Genomic DNA, 23781 nt, shown 5'->3' with positions numbered 1-23781 from the left:
GATGTATTGAGATGTAGGCTGAAGAAAAGCTGATGAGCTGTGCTTTTTAGAAAGCGGAGATAAATAATTTTCCTGGATCGTGAGCGATAGCCGGAGGTAGTTGAATGCCTAGCCTATGATAGGGCTGTTTGGTCGCTGGGCTTGCGGCCTTACAGCCCGGGTCGTACTGAAGACACGCGGTTTTTGCGGGGCTTCAGTACGCCTTCGGAGACCGCTCTTTGGCTCCGGAGGGTTGCCCCATAGGCTTGGCGTTCAGCTATTGGAGGCGGTAGCGTATGACGACCCCAGGAAAATTATTTTTGCTTTCCGGGAAAAAGAGCTAGTCACCCGGGTTCGCGAGCCTTAAACTAGAGCTATGCACATTTACGGGAGGGGTCGCATTGAAAAATTTGCGTCAACCAGAATCGGGATTCTCCTGGTTCTACCAACGATTTTTAAATAATCACATTACAATTCTGCTATTAAATATCTTTCTGTTGCTCTTGGTACTCAATGAACTCATGCAAAACGCCTGGATTCTCGCGCCGGTTTGGAAGTTTATTGGGATTACCATGCCAGCCATCGTGGTGGCGGGGATTCTGTTCTACGTGCTGGATCCGTTCGTCCACTTCATGGAGCGGCGACTCCACCTGCGCACGGGCCTGGCGATTGCCGTGGCCATGCTCCTGACGGTGGGCATCATTGTGTTGATTTTCCTCAATCTGATTCCGTTTCTGACCAAGCAGACCAGCGGCATCATTGGCGCGCTACCCCAGTTTGCCAACGATATGCTCCACAACATTAATCACCTGAACCAGGAGCATCATTGGGTGTCCAACAGTAACTTGGCGGACATTAACGAGCGCGTGTCGACCTACTTTTCTAAACGGGGGCTGAACCTGTTGACCGGGACGCTGAGCTCACTGGGCAACGTGGTGACGACCGTGAGCGACTGGGTCATCACGATTATCACGGCGCCGCTGGTCTTGTTCTTCATGTTGAAGGACGGGTCGCGTTTCCCCCATTACATCAGTCAGGTCGTGCCGACCGCTTACCGGAGCCGGTTCATCACGATGCTCGATCAGATGAACGTCAAAGTCAGTTCCTACGTGCGTGGGCAGTTGTTGGTCGCCTTGTGCGTGATGATTATTTTCACGACGGGGTATTCCATCATTGGGCTGCGTTACGCGCTACTGATTGGTTTTCTGGCCGGACCACTGAACCTGATTCCCTACTTTGGGTCGGCCATCGCGCTGGTTCCCGCGTTGATCATCGGGGTCGTGACCAGTCCGTCCATGCTGTTGGGTGTGGTCATCGTTTACCTGATTGAATGGGTTTTGGAAACGCAGGTCCTGTCGCCACTGATCATGGGTAACAGCCTCGCGATGCACCCGATTACGATTGTCTTCGTCCTGCTGGCTGGGGGTAAAATGTTTGGCCTCCTGGGCGTCATCTTCGGGGTGCCGGGCTTCGCGGTCCTGAAAGTTCTGGCCACCACCACGTTCCAGTGGTATCAAGAATACTCGGCGCTTTATCCGGACGTGTTACCGCCGGACGAGCTCGAGCCTTAACGCTTTATTAACACAGTTATCATGAGAGAAAGTTTAACGAAACGGCGGTGCCTTCAGGGTTACCGCCGCTTTTTGTGCCCCCACGGTTTTGCAAATGAAAACGGGTAACGCCGGAATTTAAGTTTCCGCAAAGTCCGCTTTGGCATACTCGAAAGCATGATAAGAAATGGAGGCGACCCTAATGAACTTTTTCAAACGGGCCTGGTTAAACGTGTGGGCGAAGAAGGGCCGGTCAGTTTTACTGATCCTGGTCTCGTCCGCCATTCTGATGTTTGTGTTAGCGGGCTTGCTGATTCGAAGCGCCGCGGTTAAGGCGACCGACCAAGCGAAGGCTGACGTTGGTGCGACCGTGACGTTGTCGGCGAACCGGCAGGCGGCGTTTAAGAAGATGCAAAGCAGTAGCAGTTCCACCAGCAAGAGCAGTCGGCCCAAGATGACGCTGACGCCGGTGAAGCTGAGCGATGCGACCAAGATTTCTAAGCTGAGTAACGTCAAGAGTACCAACGTGACCAGCAGTACGACCGTCAATGCCAAATCCTACGACGTGGTTTCGACTAGCACGGGGATGGGCAGCAGTAACGGCGGCCCCGGCGGCATGAAGTCCAGTGCCAGTACCGGTGACACGCAGATCGATGGGGTCACGGCCACGAGTCTGACGACGGCATTTAGCAACAGCCAAAGCAAAATCACCAAGGGTCGCGGCATCACCGCAGCCGATAAGAATACCCACAACGTGGTCATCGAAAATGACCTGGCGAGTCAAAATGATCTGACCGTCGGCGATACGATTACCGTCAAGGAGATCGCGGGTGACAAGGCTAAGGTCAAACTGAAGGTCGTTGGGATCTACAAGGCCAGCTCGACCAGCACTAGTGCCAGTCCGATGAGTGCCGACCCAGCCAACACGATGTACACCTCGTACACCCTGGCCAACACCTTTAAGGGCAGTAAGTACGCGAATACCGCGGATTCCGTGACCTTCAACATCAGTAATCCCGCCAAGGTCAGCAGCGTGAAGAAGGCTGGTAAGCAACTGATCAACACCAGCAAGTACGCGCTGAGTACGGACGATGCCAGTTATCAAACGGTGAAGGCGTCGATGGCAAACGTGAAGAGTTTTGCCAATAAAATCGTCTGGCTGGTCGCCATTGCCGGCACAATTATCCTGGCGTTGATCGTCATCTTGATGATTCGCGAACGCCGCTTTGAAATTGGCGTCCTGCTCTCCTTAGGGGAAGCACGATGGAAAATCATGGCACAGTTCTTTACCGAGATGCTGATGGTCATTGTCGTCGCCGTGGCAATTGCGGGGGCCGGCGGTAAATTTGTCGGCGACCAGCTGGGCTCGCAACTGGTCTCACAAAGTACAACCACCCAGACGACCGCGACCAGTTCAACCGGGCAACCCGGTGGTAGCGGTCAACCTGGCGGTAATGGTACCCGTGGTGGTGCCGGGGGTCCTGGTTCAACCACATCGACCACCAGCGCCAAGGCGGCCGATACCGACCTGGACATTAACGTGAGTGCCGTCGACCTGGCGGAACTCGGTGGCTTTGGCTTAGCCATCACGTTCCTGTCGATCATGATTGCCTCCGGTGGCATCCTGCGACTGGAGCCGAAGAAAGTCTTAATTTCCTAAGGAGGAACGCGCATGCTGAAAACAGAAGGCCTGGGATATTGGTACCAGGATAAAAGTGAACCGTTGTTTCAAGATATTAATCTGACGTTTGAGGTTGGCCAGTCCTACGCAATTCTGGGCCATTCCGGGACCGGGAAGACGACGTTTCTGTCGTTGATTGCGGGTCTGGATAAGCCCAAAGCGGGCGACATTTTGCTGGATGACCGGTCGTTAAAAAAGATTGGCTTAACGACCTATCGGCGGCACGATGTGTCCATTGTGTTCCAAGCATATAACCTGTTTACCTATATGTCACCGTTGAACAATTTGTTAACGGCCATGGCGATTACGGATGCGGAACATGCGGGCGATAAACATTTTGCCTTACGGACGTTAAACGACCTGGGCATCAACGAGGACCTGGCGACTCGTAACGTCCAACACCTATCCGGGGGCCAACAACAACGCGTGGCGATTGCCCGAACGATGGCCTGCGACGCCCAGTTAGTGGTCGCCGATGAACCGACCGGGAACCTTGATGAGGACAACACGAAGGAGGTCATCGCGCAGTTTCAAAAGATTGCTCACGACCGGCAGAAGTGCGTGATCATTGTGACGCATGAACCGGACGTGGCGGCGCAGTGCGACCACCAGTACCGCCTCGAAAACAAGCAATTCACCCAACTCGCTTAAACAGACGAATCGCGGTGGGGTACCTCCGGCGGCCTAGATAACTCCGCCTGTGGGGGTGACCTCTGAAGCCTGAGAAGCGGTCTTCAGAGGCAGTTGAAAGCCGTGAAAGAGCCACGTCTTCCAACTGACCCGTAGCGTAAGCCGGTAAAAGACGCCAACTAACGCTACCGACACAGGTCTGCGCCATCTAGCCGCCTCCGGTACCACACTACTGCTGATTAGACGAGTGGGTGACTGGCATTGCCCAATAATATTTTTCAGAAATATTTGTCAGCGTGACTAGCCAGTTTGCTTCAACAAAGTAGAGCATTAATTTCCCATGAAATTGGATGTCGACCTCTAGCCATTTGGCTGGGGGCGGGCATCCTTTTTGGCAGTAGAAGAGTTATTTGCCGATTGTTAGGCAATTCAAGTCGTTAAACCTGTACTTTTATAAATTACGTGTTAGAATAATCACTGATAATGAACCCGTGCTGGTGGCCCTTGTGGCCCTTTTTTCAGTGTTGCTGATGGTTGGGACCAACCGGCACGCATAACTAATTCTAGTAAAGAAGGTCTTCAGTGTGACAGTTTTTAGTGCTTATTCTGATGAAGAAATTTCGACCTACCTCCAAGACCAAGTCAAGGATGGGACGATCTACACGGACGAAAAGACGTTAAAGAAACAGTCATTCAATCCCAACGCTTCTGGCGGTGAGACCGGCTTGGCACGGGCGTTCGTTGAGGCCGCCAGTGTCGAGGATATTCAAGGTGTTTTGCGGACAGCGCGGAAATTTCATATTGCCGTCGTTCCCCAAACCACCTTTAGCAGTACCGTGATTGGTTCCGATGGTATCGATGGCGCCATTATTATTTCGATGCGGAAAATGAATCAAATTTTGGAAATCAATAAAGAAGATTCCGTGGCCGTTGTTCAACCCGGTGTCGTCAATGGCGACCTGGACCAGGCTGCCCGGAAGCAAGGCTTGTTCTACGCGCCAGATCCTGGTTCCAAGCCATTTTCATCCATCGGTGGGAACGTCTCGACCAACGCTGGTGGGATGAGCACCGTCCGTTTCGGTGCGACTAAGGACAACGTCTTGGGCTTGAAGGCCGTGCTGGCTGACGGCCGCGTGGTCAAGCTCGGTGGTCGGACGCTGAAGCAGGCGTTTGGCTACGACCTGACGCAACTCTTCGTGGGCTCCGAAGGCACGTTGGGCATTATCTTTGAAATAACGGTCAAATTGATGCCAATTCCTTTAGGCAAGTCCGTCATGGGCGTGGCCTTCTTCAAGGATATGAGCGCGTTGGCCGCCGGTGTCACAGCGGTTCGGATGTCAGGCGTTTACCCGACCATGTTGGAAGCGTTAGATGGCAACACGGTTACGGCGTTGGACCGTTATGAAGGCACTCACTACGCGGACAACAGCGGGTCCATGCTAATCTTCCGGTTGGACGGAAGCAGTGACGAAAGCGTGGGCGTTTTGAACGACCTGCTAGCGAAGCACGATGCCCAAAACGTTCAGGTCACCACGGATCCAGACGAGCAAAAGGCTTTGGAAAAGTTGCGTCAGGACATGTTGCCAGCCGTCTTCTCCGGGAACAACCATTTGATGGAAGACATGGCACTGCCATTGTCAAAATTAGCCCCAATGATGGACTTCCTGCAGGATCTGGGTAAGGAACTGGGCATTAAGATCTACACCGCTGGCCATGCTGGTGATGGGAACGTACACCCAACTTACACGTGGTCCGAAGATGAGGATGAGGTCCCAGAAGTCATCATCGAAGCCTTACGGAAAACGTTCTGGAAGACACTGGAACTTGGTGGAACGATCACCGGGGAACACGCCGTGGGCATGATGAAGAACCAATGGAACAACCCTGAATTGGGTGAAACCGTGGATCTGTTACAACACCAAATCAAGACGCTGTTCGACCCAATGAACCTGTTGAATCCTAAACGGAAGATTGATTAAATCTAAAAATTAATTAGCAAACGAGCAGCTTCGCCATCAGCTATTCTGGTGGCGGAGCTGCTTCTGGTTTTAGACAGGCGGAACGAACTGCATAAATATGCAGGGAAATCGAACGCTGGAAAAACGTGAAAAAACCAGGAATCATGGAGGAGGTCAGTTAATGGCGGGCTGAACCAGTGTAAGCCGCAGGGTGGGTGAAAATGAGCTCAGCAGTGGGAGTTCCCTTGGTGGCGAAGCCACTTAGGGAACTGATATCTTTGAGACGCGTACCTTAGCGGCTCAAAGTAAGCGCGGAGACCGTTTTTTGGCTCCGGGCGTTCGCCCACAGCGACACGGCTCATTTTCACCCGCCCGGAGGCGCTGCAACGTGTTCAACCCGCAAAAATTAACGACTGAGCATAAAGTTTGCTAAATCAGCCGACAAATTAGATAATTATTGTTACAATTGGAGGCGAATACAATCCCCGGAATACAACAATTACAACCGGTTGCAGTTTAGCAACGAAAGGAAGACAGCAATGGCTGACGCACAGTGGTGGCAACACGCGGTCGGGTATGAAATTTACCCGAAGAGTTTCTTTGATACGAACCATGACGGTGTGGGCGACTTGCCCGGCATCCAAGCGAAAATTTCTTACTTACAATCCCTCGGCATCGACTTCGTTTGGTTGTCGGCCTTTTACCCCTCCAGTCAAGTGGACAGCGGGTATGACGTGATCGATTACCGTGACGTGGACCCGCAATATGGGACCCTTGACGACTTCATGCAGTTGGTCGCGGCGTTCCACGCAGCCGATATCAAAGTGGTCATCGACTTGGCGTTAAACCACACCTCTAACCAGCATCCGTGGTTCCAAGCGGCACTGGCTGATGCCACCAGTCCCTACCACGATTACTATGTGTGGCGGTCGGCCACGGCGGACCAAGTGCCTAATAACTGGGAATCCATCTTTGGTGGGTCGGCGTGGACCTACGTCCCAGAAATGGGGGCAGCCTACCTGCACACCTTTGCGGAAGCTCAACCGGATCTGAACTGGGAAAACCCAGCCGTTCGTCAGGCCATGGCCGAAACGATTCAGTGGTGGGCCGACCGTGGGGTGGATGGCTTCCGTCTCGATGGCGTGACCCATCTCAAGAAGCGTCAGGACTTTGCGAACGTTGCCCATCCGCGGACGGATTACTATCAGGACGTGACCGGAACGGATGCGTTTCTGGCTGATTTGAAGCCCGTGTTGCAACGCAATCAGCTCTTTGTGATTGGCGAAGCGGGGACCATTGACCAACAGACTGCCCAGCGTTGGCTAGACCCGGAACGGGGATTCTTTAACCTCCTTTTGGAATTTGACCACGTTCATTTTTGGGAAAGAGCCGAACCCAAACTCCCAGTTGCCGCATTGCGGGCCACGCTTTCGAAATGGCAACTGGGCTTAGAAAAGGTCGGTTGGAACGCCTTGTTCATTGAAAATCATGATTTGCCTCGTGCCGTTTCTTATTACGGGAACGCTAGCGACTATCGCCGGCGTTCCGCGAAGGCCTTGGGTCTATGGTACCTGTTGATGAAGGGGACACCGTTTGTCTACCAGGGGCAGGAATTGGGGCTACCAAACGCCAATTTCACCCAAATCAGCGAGTACCGCGACCTGGATAGCCGGCTGTATTACCAGCAACAGCGGTCGGTCGGTGTGCCCGAGTCACAGGTGCTGAGTCAATTGGCCATGAAGAGTCGGGACAATGCTCGGACGCCCATGCCGTGGACCCATCAGCAGTTTGGTGGCTTCTCGGATCAGCAGCCCTGGATCAACATGACGCCTGGAACAGAGCAGATCAATGTGGAACGGGAAAGTCACGATCCGCACTCGGTCTTAACGTTTTACCAGCAGCTCATTCGTCTGAAGAAATCCATTCCAGCCTTGGAACGTGGGCGCTATGAGTTAATCGACACACGGGATGACCAATTATTTGTTTACCGCCGGACGTTAAATGGGGACAACTGGCTGGTTGTTGTGAACATGAGTAATCAAGTTGCGACCACGCAAGAATTTGATTTAAATACAAGCGAGCTAATTTTTACCAATACGGAAGTCGATGCAGACTCCGACGACCCACAGATTCAACCGTGGGAAGCGCGACTGTATCATTTGCGGAAACTAGAATGAAATGGCGGGAGCCGAGAAACGAATCTTCGGTTCCTTTTTTATACCGTAAACTTTTTTAATAAATTGTGGTCGAATGCTTGCAATTCGGTAAGTTGTTCTTTATTATTAAATATATAGATATTTCTATGGGGTCAACCATTTTGCGTATTGCTAGTCGTGTTAACTATATCACCGGTTAGCAAAGTGAAGATAAGGATATGATAATACTATGAAGAGTAAGGTCGTTCATGCGGAGAGTTTCTTTGAATCTTTCATGGAGCTGAAGCGAGAACTAGAGAAAGCAGCAACCCGATTCCAACGAACCATGGGGATTTCAGTGGATCAATATGCGATTCTGCACCATATTTTAGAGAATCCAGGGAAGCTGACGTCGGCAACGGTTGCCGATAGCCGAGGTATTTCTCGGGCCGCGGTTTCTCGCGGAATTTCGCAATTGATTCGGCGCGGCTATGTCGTGCAAAGTTATCAAAGTTCAGAACGCCGGGTACGGCCACTTTCTTTAACTGCTAGTGGGGAGCAATTAGAAATTACTTGTCACGAAGCACTTAAGGTGGCAGCCGATACCATGAGTCAAGTCGACTTAGATGACAGTGGCAGCCAATTTACCGTGGGGCAATTGACCAAGATGTTGGGTGCGCTGACAGCTAAGGAAGACGCCGATGAATCAGAAAAATAACCCCAAAATATGTTAATAGAAGGGATTAGTCGAACGCGACTAATCCCTTTTCTTATCCACTCGGCCAAATGTGTGCGAATAAAGTCGGATACCGAAAACGTTCACAATATTTGGATATTTCGGTCTCGCCAATTTTTAACAAAATTTGTTAGGGGACGTGGTACACTTAAGTTAACGACGGCAGAGAAGAGGAATTCCCATGATTGTTGAGCGAAAGATTGGGACGGGGGAGCAGAACCTCGTCTGGGTGATGGCCATGATCGAAGACGATTCTGACAAGGATTCGTTGCAGGTAACGTATGGTCTGACCGATGAAATTTTAACCTACGTGACCGACGTGAACGAACGCTCTCACTATGACCGTGACGAATACTTGAATACCCAATTGTTTGTTTTGCACGTGCCAGTGGTAGTCGACCAGGTGTCCCAACGGTATATTACCCGACCCGTGACGTTTTTGTTAAAGGGTAATCAAGTTTTTTCTATCACAACGAAGCGGACGCAATGGGTAAATCAGACCCTGAGTGAGCGAATGAAATTGGACCAAATTTCAGACACCAATGAGTTCATGTTAATTGGTTTGTTCATTTTGTTCGACCAATTCATTCCACCCATTCGTAAGATTAACGCGGAACAAAACCGGCTGGATAAGCAGCTGAATCAGGCACCGGACAACAAGGATTTGATTGCGCTGTCCAACCTGCAACAGAGCCTGGCCTATTTCGTCAGTGCCACACGCAACAACGCCATGATGGTGGTCAACCTGAACAGTACGCCGTTTGGCAAGCAGCTGTCGGACAAGAACAATGAACATCTGATGGATGCCGTCATTGAAGCTCGACAAACATCTGAAATGACCGCGATTGAGGCGGACGTTGTCGATCGGATTTCGAATACCTTTAATAACGTGCTGAATAATAACCTGAACGACACGATGAAATTCTTAACGATTTGGTCGCTGGTTTTGACCATTCCGACAATCATCACCGGATTCTATGGGATGAACGTGAAATTGCCATTCGCTAACGATGCTATTTCTTGGATTTTCACGGTGCTGATGATGGTTGGCATCATGGGCGTGGTAGCTCTCATGCTCCGTCACCGGCATTTCTGGTAAACTGTCCCATGGACTGGTGCGTTCCCGGCGGCGGATTCAAAACGCCCTGCTGTGGGGTCGGTTCCAGCCGAAGGGCGGGCTTCCACCTCAACTTTGAGCCACAAACCGGTCTCAAAGGTTGCCCCGTGGGCTAGGCTGAGAAGGAACCTCAGCCAAGGCCACCGACACAGCTGGGCATTTTGATCCGCCTCTGGTCACTAAGACTGTCCATGCGGCATAATTTCCACAGCCCTGCGACTGATACGAGTGTGATCTTATGGCAGTGACAGTCGGTTCTGTGGTCACTTGGTTAGCTGGCGTCACAATGTAATCGTATAAATATACAGTGACTTGGGCTTGGAAGTTTATTCCAGGCCTTTTTCAATGGGGTCATTTTTTACAGATAAATCAGCCGCCGGTCAAATTTACCCTTGAAATTGTTAAAATAACACGCTAGAATTGTTAGCTGACTAACAAAAGGAGTGATGAACTGTGACTGAACGACGATTAGGGGCCTGGCTGCGTGATGCCGAGCACCAGATGAACCTAGAAATGAACGACTTTGCGCGGTCCTATGGCGTAACTGGGATGCAATTATCTGTGATTGATTTCTTAAGTCGGCAACAAACGTCCGATGTGTTCCAAGTTGATCTGGAACGGGAATTTCATGTGCAACGGTCCACGGCGTCCTTATTAGTGAAACGCATGGTGGAACGGGACTTGGTGACGCGTGTCGTGGCGGCCAGTGATAGCCGCAAGCGTCAACTACAATTGACCACGAAGGGCCAACGCCTGGTGCCAATTGTCCATGAACACCTGGAACAACAAGATGCCAAGATGGTGGCTGACCTGACACCCGCCGAAGCCGCGGCGTTCCGGCGCGCATTAGCGAATGTGAGCCACTGGCAAACAACGAAGGAGTAGATTATGAGCAAAGAAAAAATTGACCCACGGGTCGTGGGTGCGGTACTGGCGACCGGCCTGATGTCTTTGAGTGGGGTCATCGTTGAAACGGCGATGAACATTACGTTCCCCACGTTGATGAAACAATTTAACGTGACCACTGGAACGGTGCAGTGGATGACCACCCTGTACCTCTTAATCGTGGCCTGCATCGTGCCAATTTCATCGTATTTGAAACGCCGCTTCAAGTTGAAACAGTTATTTATTGTGGCCAACCTGCTCTTTATTACGGGACTCGTCATCGATGCCTGCGCGGGGAGCTTTACCTGGTTGTTATTGGGCCGGGCCATTCAAGGGTTTGGCACAGGGATTGCCTTACCGTTGATGTTTAACATTATCTTGGAACAGGTACCGCTCAGTCGAATCGGTATGATGACTGGCGTGGGAACACTGGTCACCGCGATTGGACCAGCGATTGGCCCCACGTATGGCGGTATCCTAGTCACCAGTCTGAATTGGCGGTATATTTTCTGGATTCTCTTGCCGTTCCTGATTGTGTCATTTTTCGTGGGGATCAGGACCATTAAGCAAGTGTCCACCACGCACTCGGAACGCTTTGATTTTCTGAGTATGTTGGGGGTTGTGGTGACGTTTGGCGGCTTGATCTTCGGCTTCAGTTCGCTGAGTAGCCAGCCGTTCTTGAGCTGGTCCGTTGGCGGTGCCATTCTGTTAGGGATTTTAGGCCTGGTCTACTTTGTCCAACGGACGCGCCACAGTGCGCACCCATTAATCCATCTTCAGGCGGTTGCCAATCCCGCGTTTGCTTGGCACTTGTTGGCATTTTTCCTGATTCAGATTACGGCGCTGGGACTCTCCTTCGTCCTGCCAAATTACCTTCAGTTGGTCGATCAACAGTCCGCCTTTGTGGCTGGGCTAGTGGTCTTGCCGGGTGCCGTGATTGGGGCGGCGTTTTCGCCAATTGGGGGAAACATTTTGGACCGGTTCGGGGCTAAGCGGCCAATCCTACTGGGTCTGGGATTAGTCGTCATCATGTTAGTGGTGATGACTGGAACGGCTCATGGGTTATCCGCTTGGGCCATTCTTGGCCTCTACGTGGGCTACATGGTCGGCATCGGATCGGCCTTTGGGAACATTATGACGGACGGCTTGAAACAGTTGCCGGCTGAACTGAAAGCAGACGGGAACGCCTTGATGAATGCGATGCAACAATTTGCTGGGGCGATGGGAACGGCGATTGTTTCGGCCGTGATTGCGGCCAGTCAAGCCGGGAACGCCGGTAGTACCGCAATCAAAACGGCTACCGGATCACAGCTGGCCTTGTTGATTCTGGTGATTGCTGGAACAGGGGCATTCCTCAGTATGGTGGTTGCCTTTAAAAAGAGTAAAATCTAGTGGCTTTACGAAAAATTAACGGTCGCTAGAGACTCACGTTGGTAGCGCTACTTTCCTAACTATGGGAGGTGGCGTTATGTTTATTTAAGCTAGCAGGTGCTACAATTCACTTCCAATAAAGCCCAAGCTGGCTGCGGAAAGTGAGGCGATTGGCATGAAATTTGATTGGCGATATGCATTTCATTCCTTCTGGTTTCTGATGACCCTAATGGTGTTCCTGAGCTTAACGACGGCGGTTGATAACTTCCACGGCGTTCGGATTGCGTTAGGGGTCATTTTAGGATTCTTGATTGTGGATGCGCTCTTAACGTGGCAGTACCCTTACTTTAATCGGTTAGGGCGCCAGGGCGTGACGGCGTTGATTAATTTAGGATTATTCGCAATTATTGCGGCGTTCACGCTAGCCTTTAAGCAAGAATGGTCGGCAAATATCTGGGGGTTCATCAGTTTCTGGCTCGCGGGTTTCGGTGGCATCATCGATGGTTATTTGGCCCAGCCAACCAAGATTCTAGCGGATCAAACGCGGGGCGACCTACGCAAGAAGGCAGAAATTTTGAAGAATTCTTCGCGACTGTAGAAAAATGAATTGAATTGACTAGAAGGCGGCTGTGAGGCCGTCTTTTTATGTTCCAAATGGCATGGGTGAAATTTCCTGGAACACAGAAAAGCCTCAACTACCAAAATGGTGGTTGAGGCTGAGTTAGCATATTTAGTTTTTAACTGGCACAGAGCTGGCAACGGTGGTTAACACTGTATAAGCCGCAAGGTTGGTGAAAATAGACTCAGCCGTGGGAATTTCCTTAGTGGCACGCTTTTGGTGACACTTAGGAAATTGGTATCTTTGAGACTCGCGTTTGAGGCTCAAAGTAAGGTTGAAGACCGTCCTTTGGCTTCAGCCGGCCGCCCACCGCGTTCCGGTCTATTTTCACCAGCCTGGAGGCACGGGGCAAAACTACCGTTGGTTACTCGGCAGCGTAAGTCCAATCGTACGACAGCAGCTGGTGGAATCGTTCGCCAACTGGCACCCAAAGCTTGGCCTTGGCGATGTTGGTAATGGATTCCCAGAACAGCGGGTCCTGACGCTCTTGGTCGCTTAAGTTAATGTTGACATAACTCCCAGCTTCCGTTTTAGCGATTACGAAGGGGTAGAACACCTTCGTAATTTGTGCGGGCGTAATGGTTTTAATTTGCGGGTTGTCATCAATCAGCATATGAACGCTTCCTTTCACTTGTTGAAATCAGTATACCAAGCAAAGGTTACGGCAACCACCAAGTTTGATTAAGGATTGTCTGAGAATTTCTTAGTTTTTCGTAGCGGGTGCCGGTTGAAGGGTGACAGTGAACCGCGCACCATGGGGGTCGTTGTCCGTGACGGCAATATGGCCTTCGTTGAGCTGAACCAGCCGGGAAACGATGGACAGGCCGAGGCCGCTCCCTTCAATTTTGGTGGAACGGGAGGCGTCGACGCGGTAGAAACGTTCAAAAATGTGTTCGCGTTCCGCTTCTGGAATGCCAGTACCCTGGTCGGCCACGGTCAAGGTAACGGCGTCCTTGGTCTGGGCGACGATCACATTGATCGGCTGATCTTCAGGTGAATATTTATGCGCGTTATCCAGTAGCGCCGTCAAAATTTGGTGGAGCATGTCCGTGTCGGCACGAGCCATGACGGGCGTCTCAGGGCTAACGAAGGTCACGGGCTGACTGACCAGTGGTTGATAATGGTCAACGACGGCCTGTCCCAGCTTGCTTAAATTCAGCGGCTGCAGGCTGACGTCGGCCCGGTCGGCACGCGACAGGTGGAGTAAGTTTTCAATTAAATGCTGCATCCGCAGGGATTCCTGGTCGATGAAGCCGAGTGATTCGGGGATGACTTCTGGATGCTGGTCGCCGCGGCGCTCAATCAATTTGAGATTGCCGCGAATCGTGGCGATAGGGGTGCGCAGTTCGTGGGAGGCGTCGGAAATGAATTGGCGTTCGCGTTCCAGGCGGCCGTTCTGGGCGGCCAGTAACTGGTTAAAATCGCGTGCCAACTGGGCGACTTCCACGGGTTCCTCGGGTTGCGGCAATTCGGCCTGGGTATTTTCCGGGCTGGCCGCGGCTTGTTGGGCCGCATTTGCGAGGGCCAGCGTCGGGGCGCTCAGACTCTTGGCCAGTCGCCGCACGTAGAGCAGACCGATTAGGAGACTCAGGCCGATAGCGATGATCAGAACGGCAATGAGAACGTGTAAATTTCCAACCAAAACGTGCATGCCAATATAGAGATAGTAAGTTCGCGTGCCAGTTCGGAGTGTTTCCGAGAAGTATAGCCCGCGTTTTTTAATGTAGACCAAGTGCGTAAAGGGGACTGAGACGGTGCTGGCACTGGCAAGCTGACTCGTATGTGGCAAGAGCGAGGTGGTCGTACCATCTGCCTGTTTAATCAGGACAAACGTGTTGTGGGAATTCAGACCGCTCCCCTGATTGACCGCGAGCCAGTCCTTAAAATTGCTGACCTGCGTAGTTTGCAGACTGGTGCTGAGTTTCTCCGCCTGGTCCTGCGCCCGCAGAAGTTGGTCGACCGTTAACGTGACGCTGACGGTGAGCACGATGATGAGGCCAATTGTCAGCAGCAGGCTAGTGATTGAGTGACGAATGATATCTGTGTAGGTTCGCGGGGCGCGTTTAGTGCTCATCGGCGTCATCTTCCTTCAAGCTGTAGCCGACACCCCGAATCGTGTGGAACAGGTTGGGGGCACCGGCGACGTCAATTTTGTTCCGGAGGTAGCCGATGTACACGTCGACCACGTTCTGTTGGCCGAGAAAGTCCACGCCCCAGACGTTGTCGAGCAGTTCGTCACGGGTGAAGACCTGACCGGGATGTTGCAGGAGAAAGAGGAGTAAATCGTATTCGCGTTGGGTCAGCTGAATGGTTTCACCGGCCCGGTCGACTTGGCGGGTCTTGGTGACCAGCGTCAGGTCGCTCAGCGTATAGGTTTGATCCAGGCCACTTTGATGGGCCGTGCGGCGTTGGATGACCCGGATGCGGGCGAGCAGTTCTTCTATTTCAAAGGGTTTCGTGATGTAGTCATCGGCCCCGTTGTCCAGGCCGGTGACCTTGTCGCCCAGGTAATCGCGGGCGGTCATCATGATGACGGGTAACTCGTCGTGCTTGCGAATCCGCCGCAGGACTTCCATGCCGTCCATTTTGGGCAGCATCCAGTCGAGCAGAACCAGCAACAGGTGATCCTTTTCCTGTTGGTAGGTCTCCCAGGCGGCTTCGCCATCGGCAGCGGTCAGGACGTTAAAATCTTCAAAGGTGAGTTCCTTAGCCACGTAACTGGCCAGGCCCTCTTCGTCTTCAACGAGTAGAATGGTATTTTTCATTTTGTAGTGGGCTCCTTCAATATTGCAGTGAGTTACGCTTAGTGTAGCATGTAAACGCATTTGTTGCTGGTTAAATGGCGTGCTTGTTTGCGCCTTACCGGGTGGCGAAAATAGGTCGGAACGCGGTGGGCGGAATCTGCTTTCGCCACCCTTATGGCTTATAGGGATTTAGCCAACAAAAGCGGACTTGCTAGCTAGTTTTTGTCCCAAGTCTGTTTGTGCTTAAAATGATGATTAATTGAAAATAATCGGAACCTAAGAAATTCACAGATTAACTTTAGCGTGCCTTCAAGATTTAGCGGGTAAACGCATGGTATAACTAATACATGCTTAATAACGAACGAAAATCAATGAAGGAGTGGTCTTAATGATTAAAGTAAAAGCAATGATGACGAAAGTAATGTTGGGGGCGATGACGGTAGCAACACTGCTGGGAACGTCTGCTGGGGCTTCCGCTGCGACGACGGCAACTGCCACGGCGACCGCTCCTCGCGTTGAGCGCACGACGATTCAATTTAACCCGCAGCCCGATACGACAGTCCAGGTGGTGAAGATTAAGTTGCACAAGCCGACGACGACCAAGCAGATTTCAAATCAGGTCCAGACAGCCGTTGACGCTAGTGCGCTCAATCTGGACCGGCAACACACGGATAGTCAACTGAAGTAAGCATACCGGCAGCAGCTTAAAGTTAGCCAAAAAGACCAGTAGCGGCGGGACCGTTGCTGATTTTTTGGCTAGCAATAAAAAAGACTAGTCCTAACACTCATTAACAGCTAGGGCTAGTCTTTAGATGAACTTGTTTTGCCTCTTACTTAATCGCGTCAGCAATAGCCACATCACCGTTAACAATGGCAATGATCTGCTTGGATTGGGGATGCTTAACGACGGCCACAACGGCGGCTGCCACGTCGCTGCGCGTGATCTTAGAAGAATCGGCGTTAGCGGGATCCACGGAAATCTTTCCGGTTGGGTCATCGTTGGTTAACATCCCGGGGCGGACAATCGTGTAATCCAGGTTGGTCCGGTGCTGGAGCCATTGGTCGGCGTAGTATTTAGCCACGTAGTAGGGACGAATCCCAGACTTTTCCCAGAAGCTGCGGTCGTCGGTGCCCAGGGCACTCACGATGATGAACCGCTTGATGCCGGCCTTTTCCGTTGCAATCATCGACTTGATGGCGCCATCCAAATCAATGTTCAGGGTCATATCGTCTCCGGTACTGCCGCCAGAACCAGCGGAGAAGACGACGGTGTCGACACCGTTCATGGCGGGCACCATGGCATCTGCCGTACCCATCAGGTCAAACATGCGGGCTTGGCCGCCCAGCTTGGTGATGGTTTCAGCCTGTTCCGCGTTCCGAATGCCCCCGTAGACGGTTTCGCCGGTTGCGGCGAGTTGTTGGATAATGTGCTGGCCGACGTGGCCGTGAGCACCAATAATTAAGGTTGTCATGAAAATTCCTCCTATACGCAGGTTAATTTACTAACTTCCACTGTAACGGTTTTGGAGGCTAATTTCAGCTATTGTGACTCAGAATGGCGTTGGCAACTGGTGACAGCCCTGGCAGAAATGGGAAAATCCACCCGAAATAGTGGCCGGATTTTATGAGATAATTACCCGTGAAGACTGGTCCCACAACGATTCAATTGTGCACGGTTGATTTGTGAAATAGATTACGATAGTTCCAAGCTGGTTTTTCACCTGATAAGCCGTATAATAGAGACAAATATCCCTGACGAGTTAGGTCACCTGCTGGTTCCAAATGGGGGGAGCAGTGAGTGTTAACTAAAATGTAACCGTTTTAGTTGGTCTGAACATTGTTAACTGACTGTACTTAGGGAGAACTTATTTAATAGAAAAGGGGTCGTTTAATTATGGCAACGATTTTAGTTCTAGGTGGCGGGTACGCCGGTATGCGGGCCATCAAGTTCTTACAACGTGAGGTTCCCAGTGAAGACAAGATTGTTTTAGTGGATAAGACGGGGACTCATACCGAGAAAACCAATTTACATGAGGTGGCGGCTGGGACCATTGCGCCTGACCGGATTACTTACGAGATCAACGATGTGATTGGCAGCCGCGTTGAATTTATTCGCGACACGGTCACCAATGTGGATGTCGATCAAAAACAAGTCACGTTGACGGAGCACGAACCGTTGACCTACGATTACCTGGTCTTAGCGCTGGGCTTCCAGTCCGAAACGTTCGGCTTAAAGGGCGCCGCGGAAAATGCCTTGCCAATGGATGACTTGGAAACGTCTGAAGCCGTTTACCAACACATCGAGGCCAAGGCCAAGCATTATGCTGAAACGCAGGATCCGAACGACTTATCAATCGCCGTTTGTGGGGCCGGGTTTACCGGAATCGAATTGCTCGGTGAACTGAGCCAGTCCCTGCCAAAGCTCCAGACGCGCTACAACACGCCAGCCTTTAAGGTGACCTGTCTAGAAATGGGCAAGAGCATTTTGCCAATGTTTGACAAGTCCCTGGCCGACTACGCGCTGGCCTTCATGGATAAGCACAACATTGAAATGAAACTGGGCGCCGCCATTACCGAAATCAAGCCGGGCGCGGTGGTTTACCAGGATAAGAATACTGACGACGAAACGCCACACGAAGTCGCTGCCAACACGATTGTTTGGACTGTGGGGGTCAGTGGCTCGCAAGTTATTGCCGATTCTGGCTTTGAACAGCGGCGGAACCGGGTCGTGGTGAAGGATGATTTGACCTTGGAAGGCCACCCCGAAGTTTATATTATTGGGGATGTCTCCGCGGTCATGGATCCAGCAAGCAACCGGCCTTACCCAACGACGGCGCAAATTGCCTTGGCCTGTGGGTCACATGCGGCCAAGAACATTGGGTTAGCGCTCCGTGGTCATGAAACGCGGCCATTCGTCTACAAATCCGTCGGGACCGTGGCCTCACTGAGCGACCGCGATGGAATCGGTGAAATCTTCAGCAGCAACAAGAAGATTCACGGCTACATCGCCTCGGCCATGAAGAAGATTATTACCGACCGTTCCCTGATGGAAAGTGCCCATTTGAGTACCACCTTAGCCAAGGGCCGGTTCGATCTTTACCACTAAGCTTATACTGGTTACATGGTCGTTGTCCGGGCGCCTTACCGGGCAGTGAAAATAGGCCGTGACGCTGTGGGCGGCCGCCGGAAGCCATAGAGCGGTCTTCCAGCTTACTTTGAGCCGAAAAGCGCGTCTCAAAGATACCAGTTGTCTAAGCGGTAAACCGCTAAGACAACTCCCACGGCTGAGCCTATTTTCACTGCCCTCACGGCTAACATGGATGAGATCAGTCACGATTTGCATGCTAATTAAAGAGCTTATCAGAGGTGTAGGCATTGTCTGAAAATCAGATGATGTCTGCACCTTTTGTGTTGTGCTGGACGTTTATGTGAGTTGGTACTGGCAGGGATAGAGAGACAACATTCTGGCTAACACTTATGTCAGCCGATAGGGCAACGTCAATGGCGTCAGCCGTGGGAATTCCCTTAGTGGCACGGCTTGAGTGCCGCTTAGGGAATTGGTATCTTTGAAACGCGAGCCTTAGCGGTTCAAAGTAAGTCTGAAGACCGCTCTTAGGCTTCAGACGGCCGCCCACTTGGCGTTGTCCGGCAAGGCGCAGGAGTGACACAGGTGGACAGCGGGTACTTTTGTCTCAGTCTCTGATGGCATGAACGGCTAATTTTAGCCGGAGGAGGCCAGGACGGAGCCAGCTGTGTCGGCGGTGTTGGCCGGGGTTCTTTCCCGGCCTACAGCGCGGGGCGAGCTTTGAGACACGGGCCTTGTGGCTCAAAGTCGAGGTGGAAGCCCGTCCCTCAGGCTGGAACCGACCCCATAGCAGGCGGAGCTCCTGGCAGCCGCAGGCGACATTATTCGTCAATCTAATCAGAGAAATGTGACAAATTGGTAACAGATTGGCCTAGACGAGGGGGTAAGTTAGCCGACGCGCTTTTTTAATGGTAAAATTAGACCAAAAAGGGGAATGACAATGCTACAAAAACGCTTGGAGACGCCCTTGGGACCGGTTACCGTGATGTCTGACGGCCTGTCCTTGACCGGGTTATGGTTTACGGACCAAAAGTATTATGGGAGTACATTACCTAAACTGACTTTGGTAGCGGAACGCCCCATCTTTGCGAAGGTTGAGACGTGGCTGGCTGATTATTTCGCTGGGAAACAACCACCCGTTAATTTCCCGGTTCGGCCGCAAGGAACGCCCTTCCGGCAGGCCGTCTGGCAACAGCTACAACGGATTCCCTATGGTCAGGTGCGCACGTACGGTGAATTGGCCGCCGATGTGGGTGACCAGCTGGGCCATTTCGTTGGCGCCCAAGCGATTGGCGGCGCGGTGGGACACAATCCCATCAGTCTAGTCGTGCCCTGTCACCGAGTCGTTGCTGGCGACGGCGATTTGACCGGATACGCTGGTGGCTTGCCACGGAAACAGGCCTTGCTTCGGCTAGAAGGGTCGTTAAAATCAAACGAAATTAAGGTGAATTTCGAAGAAAACTGACCATTTTTTCCGAAATCTACGGAATTATTACCTATTGCGCGCAAATCTATCGCACAATAGGCCCCCAGTTATGCTATAATCAATCGTGTTCAAATACTGAAGAGTACGATTATTAATAGACATAATCGGTTGATAAAATTGCGCGAAAGGGGTTTCTTCTCACCGAAGAACGCGTATAATTTTAATCAGCTTAGGACGTTAGTTAAAGTTACTGACTGCCGGGGGGATAAGTCAGTGACGATTAATACTTAAACTTAAATGGTGTGTAAATGATTGGAGGTATCACGATGGCTGCATCGGAAACTAAGGAGCGCATTGCGGAGCCCTTGGCTTCGTTGTTGAACCACAACACGTTCGATAAGATTACGGTCCGTGAAATTGCGGACGAAGCGGAAGTTCACCGGAAGACGTTTTATTACTATTTCGCAGACAAGTATGAGCTATTAGCTTTTGTCTACGAGCACTTCATTGTGGAAGCGCCACGTCGCGAACAACCAATGACGTTGACCCTAGAGAACTGGCGACCAGCAGTAATTCAATTACTGGAACGGATCGCAGACCATTCAAAGATTTTCCTAAACGCTTATCCTTATGACGATGGTGTTTGGCGGCAATCCACGAATGAATTTGTGGCGTCACGACTGTCAATTTTGCTCCACGCAATGCCTGAGTACCGTTACTTAAAAGAAGATGTCATTGACACTTCAGCGGAATTTATCGCTGCCGGGGCGTTAGGCATCATCAACAAATGGGCCAATGATAACTTCACGGCAAGTCCGCGAACGGTTTTGGACCAAATTACGACGGCTAACCGGCTGTTCAACGGAATTTTGGATCGTTGGAAGTTGAGTTAACGCCTATATAAGCGTCACCGCGGGTCACTGTCAGTCAGTGACTCTTTTTTTGACGAAAAAATTACCGACTAATTGTCAAATCAAACGATTGGTTGCGGGCCAAAATGGATAAAAACTTACTAGACCAATTTCGAAAAATGCAACCGGTTGAAAGCGGTTTAGCCTGCCCGTTTCACTAATAATTTGCTTAAAACGTCACAAACAAAGCACTGGTATTGCGCTATTTTAAAAGGTATAGTAACTCTCGTAAGGGGTTACATTGTGAATTCAGGATGACCCCATAAGGAGGAAATTAGAATGGCCTACCAAACTACCAATCCCTATACCAATGAAGTTGTTAAAACTTATGAGAACGCAACACCAGAATACGTTGAAGAAAGTTTAGCCAAAGCACAAAAGTTGTACAAAGAGTGGCGGAATGACCCCGTATTTACGCGGACCCCAGTTTTGCACAAGCTGGCCCAAATTTTCCGGGACGAAACGGATAGTCTTGCCAAAGTCTTGACGACTGAAATGGGAAAGCTCTACACCGAAGCCAAGGGTGAAGTGATTCTCTGTGCCATGATTGCCGACTACTATGCCGACCACGCTGGCGAGTTCCTGGCTCCACGGAAGATTGACTCAATCGCCGGTGAAGCCCAATTGGAAAACCATCCCCTCGGTGTGTTGTTAGCCGTTGAACCCTGGAACTTCCCTTACTACCAAATGATGCGGATCTTCGCCCCAAACTTTGCGGCTGGTGATCCCATTGTTTACAAGCACGCTGCGATTACACCAGCCTCAGCGTTAGCCTTTGAAGACGCCGTTCGCCGTGCTGGCGCACCAGAAGGCGCCTTAACCAATCTGTTCCTGTCCTACGACCAAGTCTCTGACGTGGTTGCGGACAAGCGAATTCAAGGGGTCGCTTTGACCGGTTCCGAACGGGGCGGCACTGCCGTTGCCGAGGTGGCTGGAAAGTACCTCAAGAAGAACACCATGGAATTAGGTGGGGTCGATGCCTTTATCGTTGCTCACGACGCCAACATGGCTGACGTGAAGGCTATTGCGCCACGGGCACGGTTATACAACGCCGGCCAGGTCTGCACCTCATCCAAGCGGTTCATCGTCACGGCGAACCACTATGATGAATTCTTGGAATCCCTAAAGGCGGCGTTCTCATCCGTTAAAATGGGCGACCCTATGGACCCTGAAACGACGCTGGCGCCAATGAACTCCAAGAAGGCCAAGGAAAAGCTCCAAGCCCAAGTGGCAGAAGCCATTGCGGGTGGGGCTACACCTTACTACGTGCACGAACCAATCGATGACGAAGGACAATTCTTCATGCCAACGATTTTAACCGACATCGATAAGAGCAATCCGGCTTACGGCAAGGAAATGTTTGGTCCCGTTGCCCAGGTCTACAAGGTTGCTGATGACGACGCAGCCGTTGCCCTGGCTAACGACGCGGACTATGGTTTAGGCGGCATTGTCTTTGCTGGGAGCCAAGAGGCCGGTGCTAAATTGGCTTCTCGTATCGAAACTGGGATGGTCTTCGTCAACACCTTCTTCAGCTCCTTACCAGAGCTCGAATTCGGTGGGGTCAAGGGTTCCGGCTTCGGTCGTGAATTGGGCCAAAACGGGATTTCTAGCTTCATTAACCAAGAGTTAGTGGTTAAGCGTGATCGGCCAAACGACGATGAAACGGGTGGCTTGATTCTGCCACACAAATTTTAAAAATTAAGTGAGATTGAGGGCGCGTGCCAGGTGGTGCGTGCCTTTTTGCGTACAATTGTTTAACCTAGTAAGCATGGTATATGAAACTGGTTGGTAAGAATAACTAATTATCGATTCACTGTTTCAACTAACCTGCTATATAAATGATGAATATTCCGCTTGTGACGCAGATTAAACTGTCTAAAGGGTAACTACGCCGGAAATGGATTAAGATAGCTTAGACGGTCGGATATGGCCATATAATAGTAGAAATAAAAAAGGTTCAGTTTGGATTCGGTTAATTCTTTTCTCGACTTAAGTAAGCGGGGAGCGGGTGTCAGTCTCTTATTGTAGATAATTAGCTGATCCCGCACACGATTTGAGTGAATTATTTTTTACGGGCAACATTATGTGATATTATGAACGAGAACTAAAAATCAAAAGGGGTGCGTATTTATGTCAGATCGTTTAAAAGGTAAAGTTGCTATCATCACGGGTGGAGTTGCCGGAATCGGCCTGGGCGTTGCGGAATGCTACGTTCGTGAAGGGGCGAAAGTTGTCCTGACTGCCAACCATAACGTGGACGGCGGGCATGCGGCCGTTGCCAAGCTTGGTGATGCGGTGAGCTTGTTTGTCCAACAAGATGTTTCTAAAGAAGCCGACTGGCAAAAGGTGATTGATGCCACGGTTGAAAAGTTTGGCCGTGTCGACATCTTAGTCAACAATGCCGGTATCGGTGGCGTTAACGGTGCCATCGAAGACCTGTCCTTAGAAGATTGGCAAAAGGTGATTGATGTCAACCTGACCGCTAATTTCTTGGGCGAAAAGGCTGCCATCAACGCCATGAAGGAAACGGCTGACGCTAAGGGCTCCATCATTAACGTGTCCTCCGTTGCCGGTTTGGTCGGCTTACCATTTGCCCCAGCTTACTCCGCTAGCAAGGGTGGTTCACGCCTGTTGACCCACGCCACGGCTTTGAACTTGGCGCAACGGAAGATCGACATTCGTGTTAACTCTGTTCACCCAGGCTGGATCGACACGGCCATCGTCCCAGAAGCTGCTAAGCAACAAATTATTGCTGGGATTCCTGTGGGCCACATGGGGAAGCCCGAAGACATTGGTGAAGTTTGTGTTTACTTGGGTAGCGACGAATCCAAGTTCGCTAACGGGGCCGAGTTCACCGTCGACGGTGGTCAACGCGCTTAACTTGGGTTTAAGGTAGTCGCCTTCAGGCTGGTGAAAATGGTCTGGTTCTATGGGTGATTGTCGTTCCCGACGGC

General features: G+C 51.2%; 20 protein-coding genes. 16 read left to right on the top strand and 4 right to left on the bottom strand.

Features of this window, described 5'->3' with window-relative positions; all coding sequences use genetic code 11:
• Nucleotides 1-380 precede the first annotated feature (380 nt).
• The 10 genes from JUF13_RS02600 to JUF13_RS02555 all read left to right on the top strand — a co-directional run bounded on the left by JUF13_RS02600 (nucleotide 381) and on the right by JUF13_RS02555 (nucleotide 12640).
• Nucleotides 381-1550, top strand: coding sequence for an AI-2E family transporter (locus JUF13_RS02600; protein WP_203637574.1), 1170 nt, complete (start codon nucleotides 381-383; stop codon nucleotides 1548-1550).
• Between the two features lie 181 nt (nucleotides 1551-1731).
• On the top strand, nucleotides 1732-3189 hold the full coding sequence (locus tag JUF13_RS02595; protein ID WP_203637573.1) for an ABC transporter permease: 1458 nt from the start codon (nucleotides 1732-1734) through the stop codon (nucleotides 3187-3189).
• A gap of 12 nt (nucleotides 3190-3201) precedes the next feature.
• Complete coding sequence (locus JUF13_RS02590; protein WP_203637572.1) at nucleotides 3202-3861, top strand: ATP-binding cassette domain-containing protein; 660 nt, start codon at nucleotides 3202-3204, stop codon at nucleotides 3859-3861.
• Nucleotides 3862-4424: 563 nt separating this feature from the next.
• Nucleotides 4425-5819 carry an FAD-binding oxidoreductase gene (locus JUF13_RS02585; protein ID WP_203637571.1) on the top strand — a complete coding sequence of 465 codons (1395 nt, stop codon included), beginning with the start codon at nucleotides 4425-4427 and terminating at the stop codon, nucleotides 5817-5819.
• Between the two features lie 518 nt (nucleotides 5820-6337).
• Complete coding sequence (locus tag JUF13_RS02580; protein ID WP_203637570.1) at nucleotides 6338-7975, top strand: alpha-glucosidase; 1638 nt, start codon at nucleotides 6338-6340, stop codon at nucleotides 7973-7975.
• A gap of 208 nt (nucleotides 7976-8183) precedes the next feature.
• The gene (locus JUF13_RS02575; protein WP_225893594.1) at nucleotides 8184-8651 is read left to right on the top strand and encodes a MarR family winged helix-turn-helix transcriptional regulator; all 468 of its coding nucleotides are present in this window, start codon (nucleotides 8184-8186) and stop codon (nucleotides 8649-8651) included.
• Between the two features lie 199 nt (nucleotides 8652-8850).
• Complete coding sequence (locus JUF13_RS02570) at nucleotides 8851-9768, top strand: magnesium transporter CorA family protein (RefSeq protein ID WP_125764510.1); 918 nt, start codon at nucleotides 8851-8853, stop codon at nucleotides 9766-9768.
• A 471-nt stretch (nucleotides 9769-10239) separates the two neighbouring features.
• On the top strand, nucleotides 10240-10671 hold the full coding sequence (locus JUF13_RS02565) for a MarR family winged helix-turn-helix transcriptional regulator (RefSeq protein WP_203637569.1): 432 nt from the start codon (nucleotides 10240-10242) through the stop codon (nucleotides 10669-10671).
• Between the two features lie 3 nt (nucleotides 10672-10674).
• A complete protein-coding gene (locus JUF13_RS02560) occupies nucleotides 10675-12063 on the top strand; it encodes an MFS transporter (RefSeq protein WP_203637568.1) in 1389 nt (462 codons plus the stop codon).
• Between the two features lie 154 nt (nucleotides 12064-12217).
• Nucleotides 12218-12640 (top strand): hypothetical protein, encoded by a 423-nt coding sequence (locus JUF13_RS02555; protein WP_125764516.1) that lies wholly within the window; start codon nucleotides 12218-12220, stop codon nucleotides 12638-12640.
• 385 nt (nucleotides 12641-13025) lie between these two features.
• Here JUF13_RS02555 and JUF13_RS02550 read toward each other — a convergent pair whose 3' ends face one another.
• The 3 genes from JUF13_RS02550 to JUF13_RS02540 form a co-directional block, all read right to left on the bottom strand.
• Nucleotides 13026-13274, bottom strand: coding sequence for a hypothetical protein (locus JUF13_RS02550; protein ID WP_125764518.1), 249 nt, complete (start codon nucleotides 13272-13274; stop codon nucleotides 13026-13028).
• Nucleotides 13275-13364: 90 nt separating this feature from the next.
• On the bottom strand, nucleotides 13365-14735 hold the full coding sequence (locus tag JUF13_RS02545) for a sensor histidine kinase (protein WP_203637567.1): 1371 nt from the start codon (nucleotides 14733-14735) through the stop codon (nucleotides 13365-13367).
• Nucleotides 14725-15426, bottom strand: coding sequence for a response regulator transcription factor (locus tag JUF13_RS02540; RefSeq protein ID WP_203637566.1), 702 nt, complete (start codon nucleotides 15424-15426; stop codon nucleotides 14725-14727). Before JUF13_RS02540 ends, JUF13_RS02545 begins: the two co-directional genes overlap by 11 nt.
• 367 nt (nucleotides 15427-15793) lie before the next feature.
• On the opposite strand from JUF13_RS02540, the gene JUF13_RS02535 reads away from it, so the two are divergent.
• On the top strand, nucleotides 15794-16093 hold the full coding sequence (locus JUF13_RS02535) for a hypothetical protein (protein WP_203637565.1): 300 nt from the start codon (nucleotides 15794-15796) through the stop codon (nucleotides 16091-16093).
• A gap of 142 nt (nucleotides 16094-16235) precedes the next feature.
• On the opposite strand, the gene JUF13_RS02530 is transcribed toward JUF13_RS02535, so the two are convergent.
• Nucleotides 16236-16877, bottom strand: a complete 642-nt coding sequence (locus JUF13_RS02530) for an SDR family oxidoreductase (protein WP_203637564.1) — start codon at nucleotides 16875-16877, stop codon at nucleotides 16236-16238.
• Between the two features lie 422 nt (nucleotides 16878-17299).
• Between JUF13_RS02530 and JUF13_RS02525 the strand changes: the two genes are divergently transcribed.
• The 5 genes from JUF13_RS02525 (at nucleotide 17300) to JUF13_RS02505 (ending at nucleotide 23707) form a co-directional block, all read left to right on the top strand.
• On the top strand, nucleotides 17300-18511 hold the full coding sequence (locus JUF13_RS02525) for an NAD(P)/FAD-dependent oxidoreductase (protein ID WP_203637563.1): 1212 nt from the start codon (nucleotides 17300-17302) through the stop codon (nucleotides 18509-18511).
• Between the two features lie 919 nt (nucleotides 18512-19430).
• Entirely contained in the window at nucleotides 19431-19955 is a 525-nt protein-coding gene (locus tag JUF13_RS02520; protein WP_203637562.1) for a methylated-DNA--[protein]-cysteine S-methyltransferase, read from the top strand.
• Nucleotides 19956-20242: 287 nt separating this feature from the next.
• Complete coding sequence (locus tag JUF13_RS02515; RefSeq protein ID WP_203637561.1) at nucleotides 20243-20809, top strand: TetR/AcrR family transcriptional regulator; 567 nt, start codon at nucleotides 20243-20245, stop codon at nucleotides 20807-20809.
• A 297-nt stretch (nucleotides 20810-21106) separates the two neighbouring features.
• Nucleotides 21107-22522 carry an NAD-dependent succinate-semialdehyde dehydrogenase gene (locus JUF13_RS02510; protein WP_203637560.1) on the top strand — a complete coding sequence of 472 codons (1416 nt, stop codon included), beginning with the start codon at nucleotides 21107-21109 and terminating at the stop codon, nucleotides 22520-22522.
• A 435-nt stretch (nucleotides 22523-22957) separates the two neighbouring features.
• Nucleotides 22958-23707 carry a glucose 1-dehydrogenase gene (locus JUF13_RS02505; protein ID WP_203637559.1) on the top strand — a complete coding sequence of 250 codons (750 nt, stop codon included), beginning with the start codon at nucleotides 22958-22960 and terminating at the stop codon, nucleotides 23705-23707.
• Nucleotides 23708-23781: the final 74 nt, after the last annotated feature.

It is taken from the genome of Levilactobacillus wangkuiensis (genome assembly GCF_016861605.1).
Taxonomy (GTDB): Bacteria; Bacillota; Bacilli; order Lactobacillales; family Lactobacillaceae; genus Levilactobacillus; species Levilactobacillus wangkuiensis.
Note: the sequence above shows the minus strand (reverse complement) of the source record. Positions and strands in the feature narration are given on the sequence as shown.

Excerpts from the sequence above, each read along its gene's own strand:
- JUF13_RS02520 (WP_203637562.1), top strand. The coding sequence starts at position 19,431 with ATGCTACAAAAACGCTTGGAGACGCCCTTGGGACCGGTTACCGTGATG.
- JUF13_RS02560 (WP_203637568.1), top strand. The coding sequence starts at position 10,675 with ATGAGCAAAGAAAAAATTGACCCACGGGTCGTGGGTGCGGTACTGGCG.
- JUF13_RS02580 (WP_203637570.1), top strand. The coding sequence starts at position 6,338 with ATGGCTGACGCACAGTGGTGGCAACACGCGGTCGGGTATGAAATTTAC.
- JUF13_RS02555 (WP_125764516.1), top strand. The coding sequence starts at position 12,218 with ATGAAATTTGATTGGCGATATGCATTTCATTCCTTCTGGTTTCTGATG.
- JUF13_RS02590 (WP_203637572.1), top strand. The coding sequence starts at position 3,202 with ATGCTGAAAACAGAAGGCCTGGGATATTGGTACCAGGATAAAAGTGAA.
- JUF13_RS02535 (WP_203637565.1), top strand. The coding sequence starts at position 15,794 with ATGATTAAAGTAAAAGCAATGATGACGAAAGTAATGTTGGGGGCGATG.
- JUF13_RS02530 (WP_203637564.1), bottom strand. The coding sequence starts at position 16,877 with ATGACAACCTTAATTATTGGTGCTCACGGCCACGTCGGCCAGCACATT.
- JUF13_RS02575 (WP_225893594.1), top strand. The coding sequence starts at position 8,184 with ATGAAGAGTAAGGTCGTTCATGCGGAGAGTTTCTTTGAATCTTTCATG.
- JUF13_RS02570 (WP_125764510.1), top strand. The coding sequence starts at position 8,851 with ATGATTGTTGAGCGAAAGATTGGGACGGGGGAGCAGAACCTCGTCTGG.
- JUF13_RS02515 (WP_203637561.1), top strand. The coding sequence starts at position 20,243 with ATGGCTGCATCGGAAACTAAGGAGCGCATTGCGGAGCCCTTGGCTTCG.
- JUF13_RS02525 (WP_203637563.1), top strand. The coding sequence starts at position 17,300 with ATGGCAACGATTTTAGTTCTAGGTGGCGGGTACGCCGGTATGCGGGCC.
- JUF13_RS02540 (WP_203637566.1), bottom strand. The coding sequence starts at position 15,426 with ATGAAAAATACCATTCTACTCGTTGAAGACGAAGAGGGCCTGGCCAGT.
- JUF13_RS02545 (WP_203637567.1), bottom strand. The coding sequence starts at position 14,735 with ATGAGCACTAAACGCGCCCCGCGAACCTACACAGATATCATTCGTCAC.
- JUF13_RS02550 (WP_125764518.1), bottom strand. The coding sequence starts at position 13,274 with ATGCTGATTGATGACAACCCGCAAATTAAAACCATTACGCCCGCACAA.
- JUF13_RS02595 (WP_203637573.1), top strand. The coding sequence starts at position 1,732 with ATGAACTTTTTCAAACGGGCCTGGTTAAACGTGTGGGCGAAGAAGGGC.
- JUF13_RS02510 (WP_203637560.1), top strand. The coding sequence starts at position 21,107 with ATGGCCTACCAAACTACCAATCCCTATACCAATGAAGTTGTTAAAACT.
- JUF13_RS02505 (WP_203637559.1), top strand. The coding sequence starts at position 22,958 with ATGTCAGATCGTTTAAAAGGTAAAGTTGCTATCATCACGGGTGGAGTT.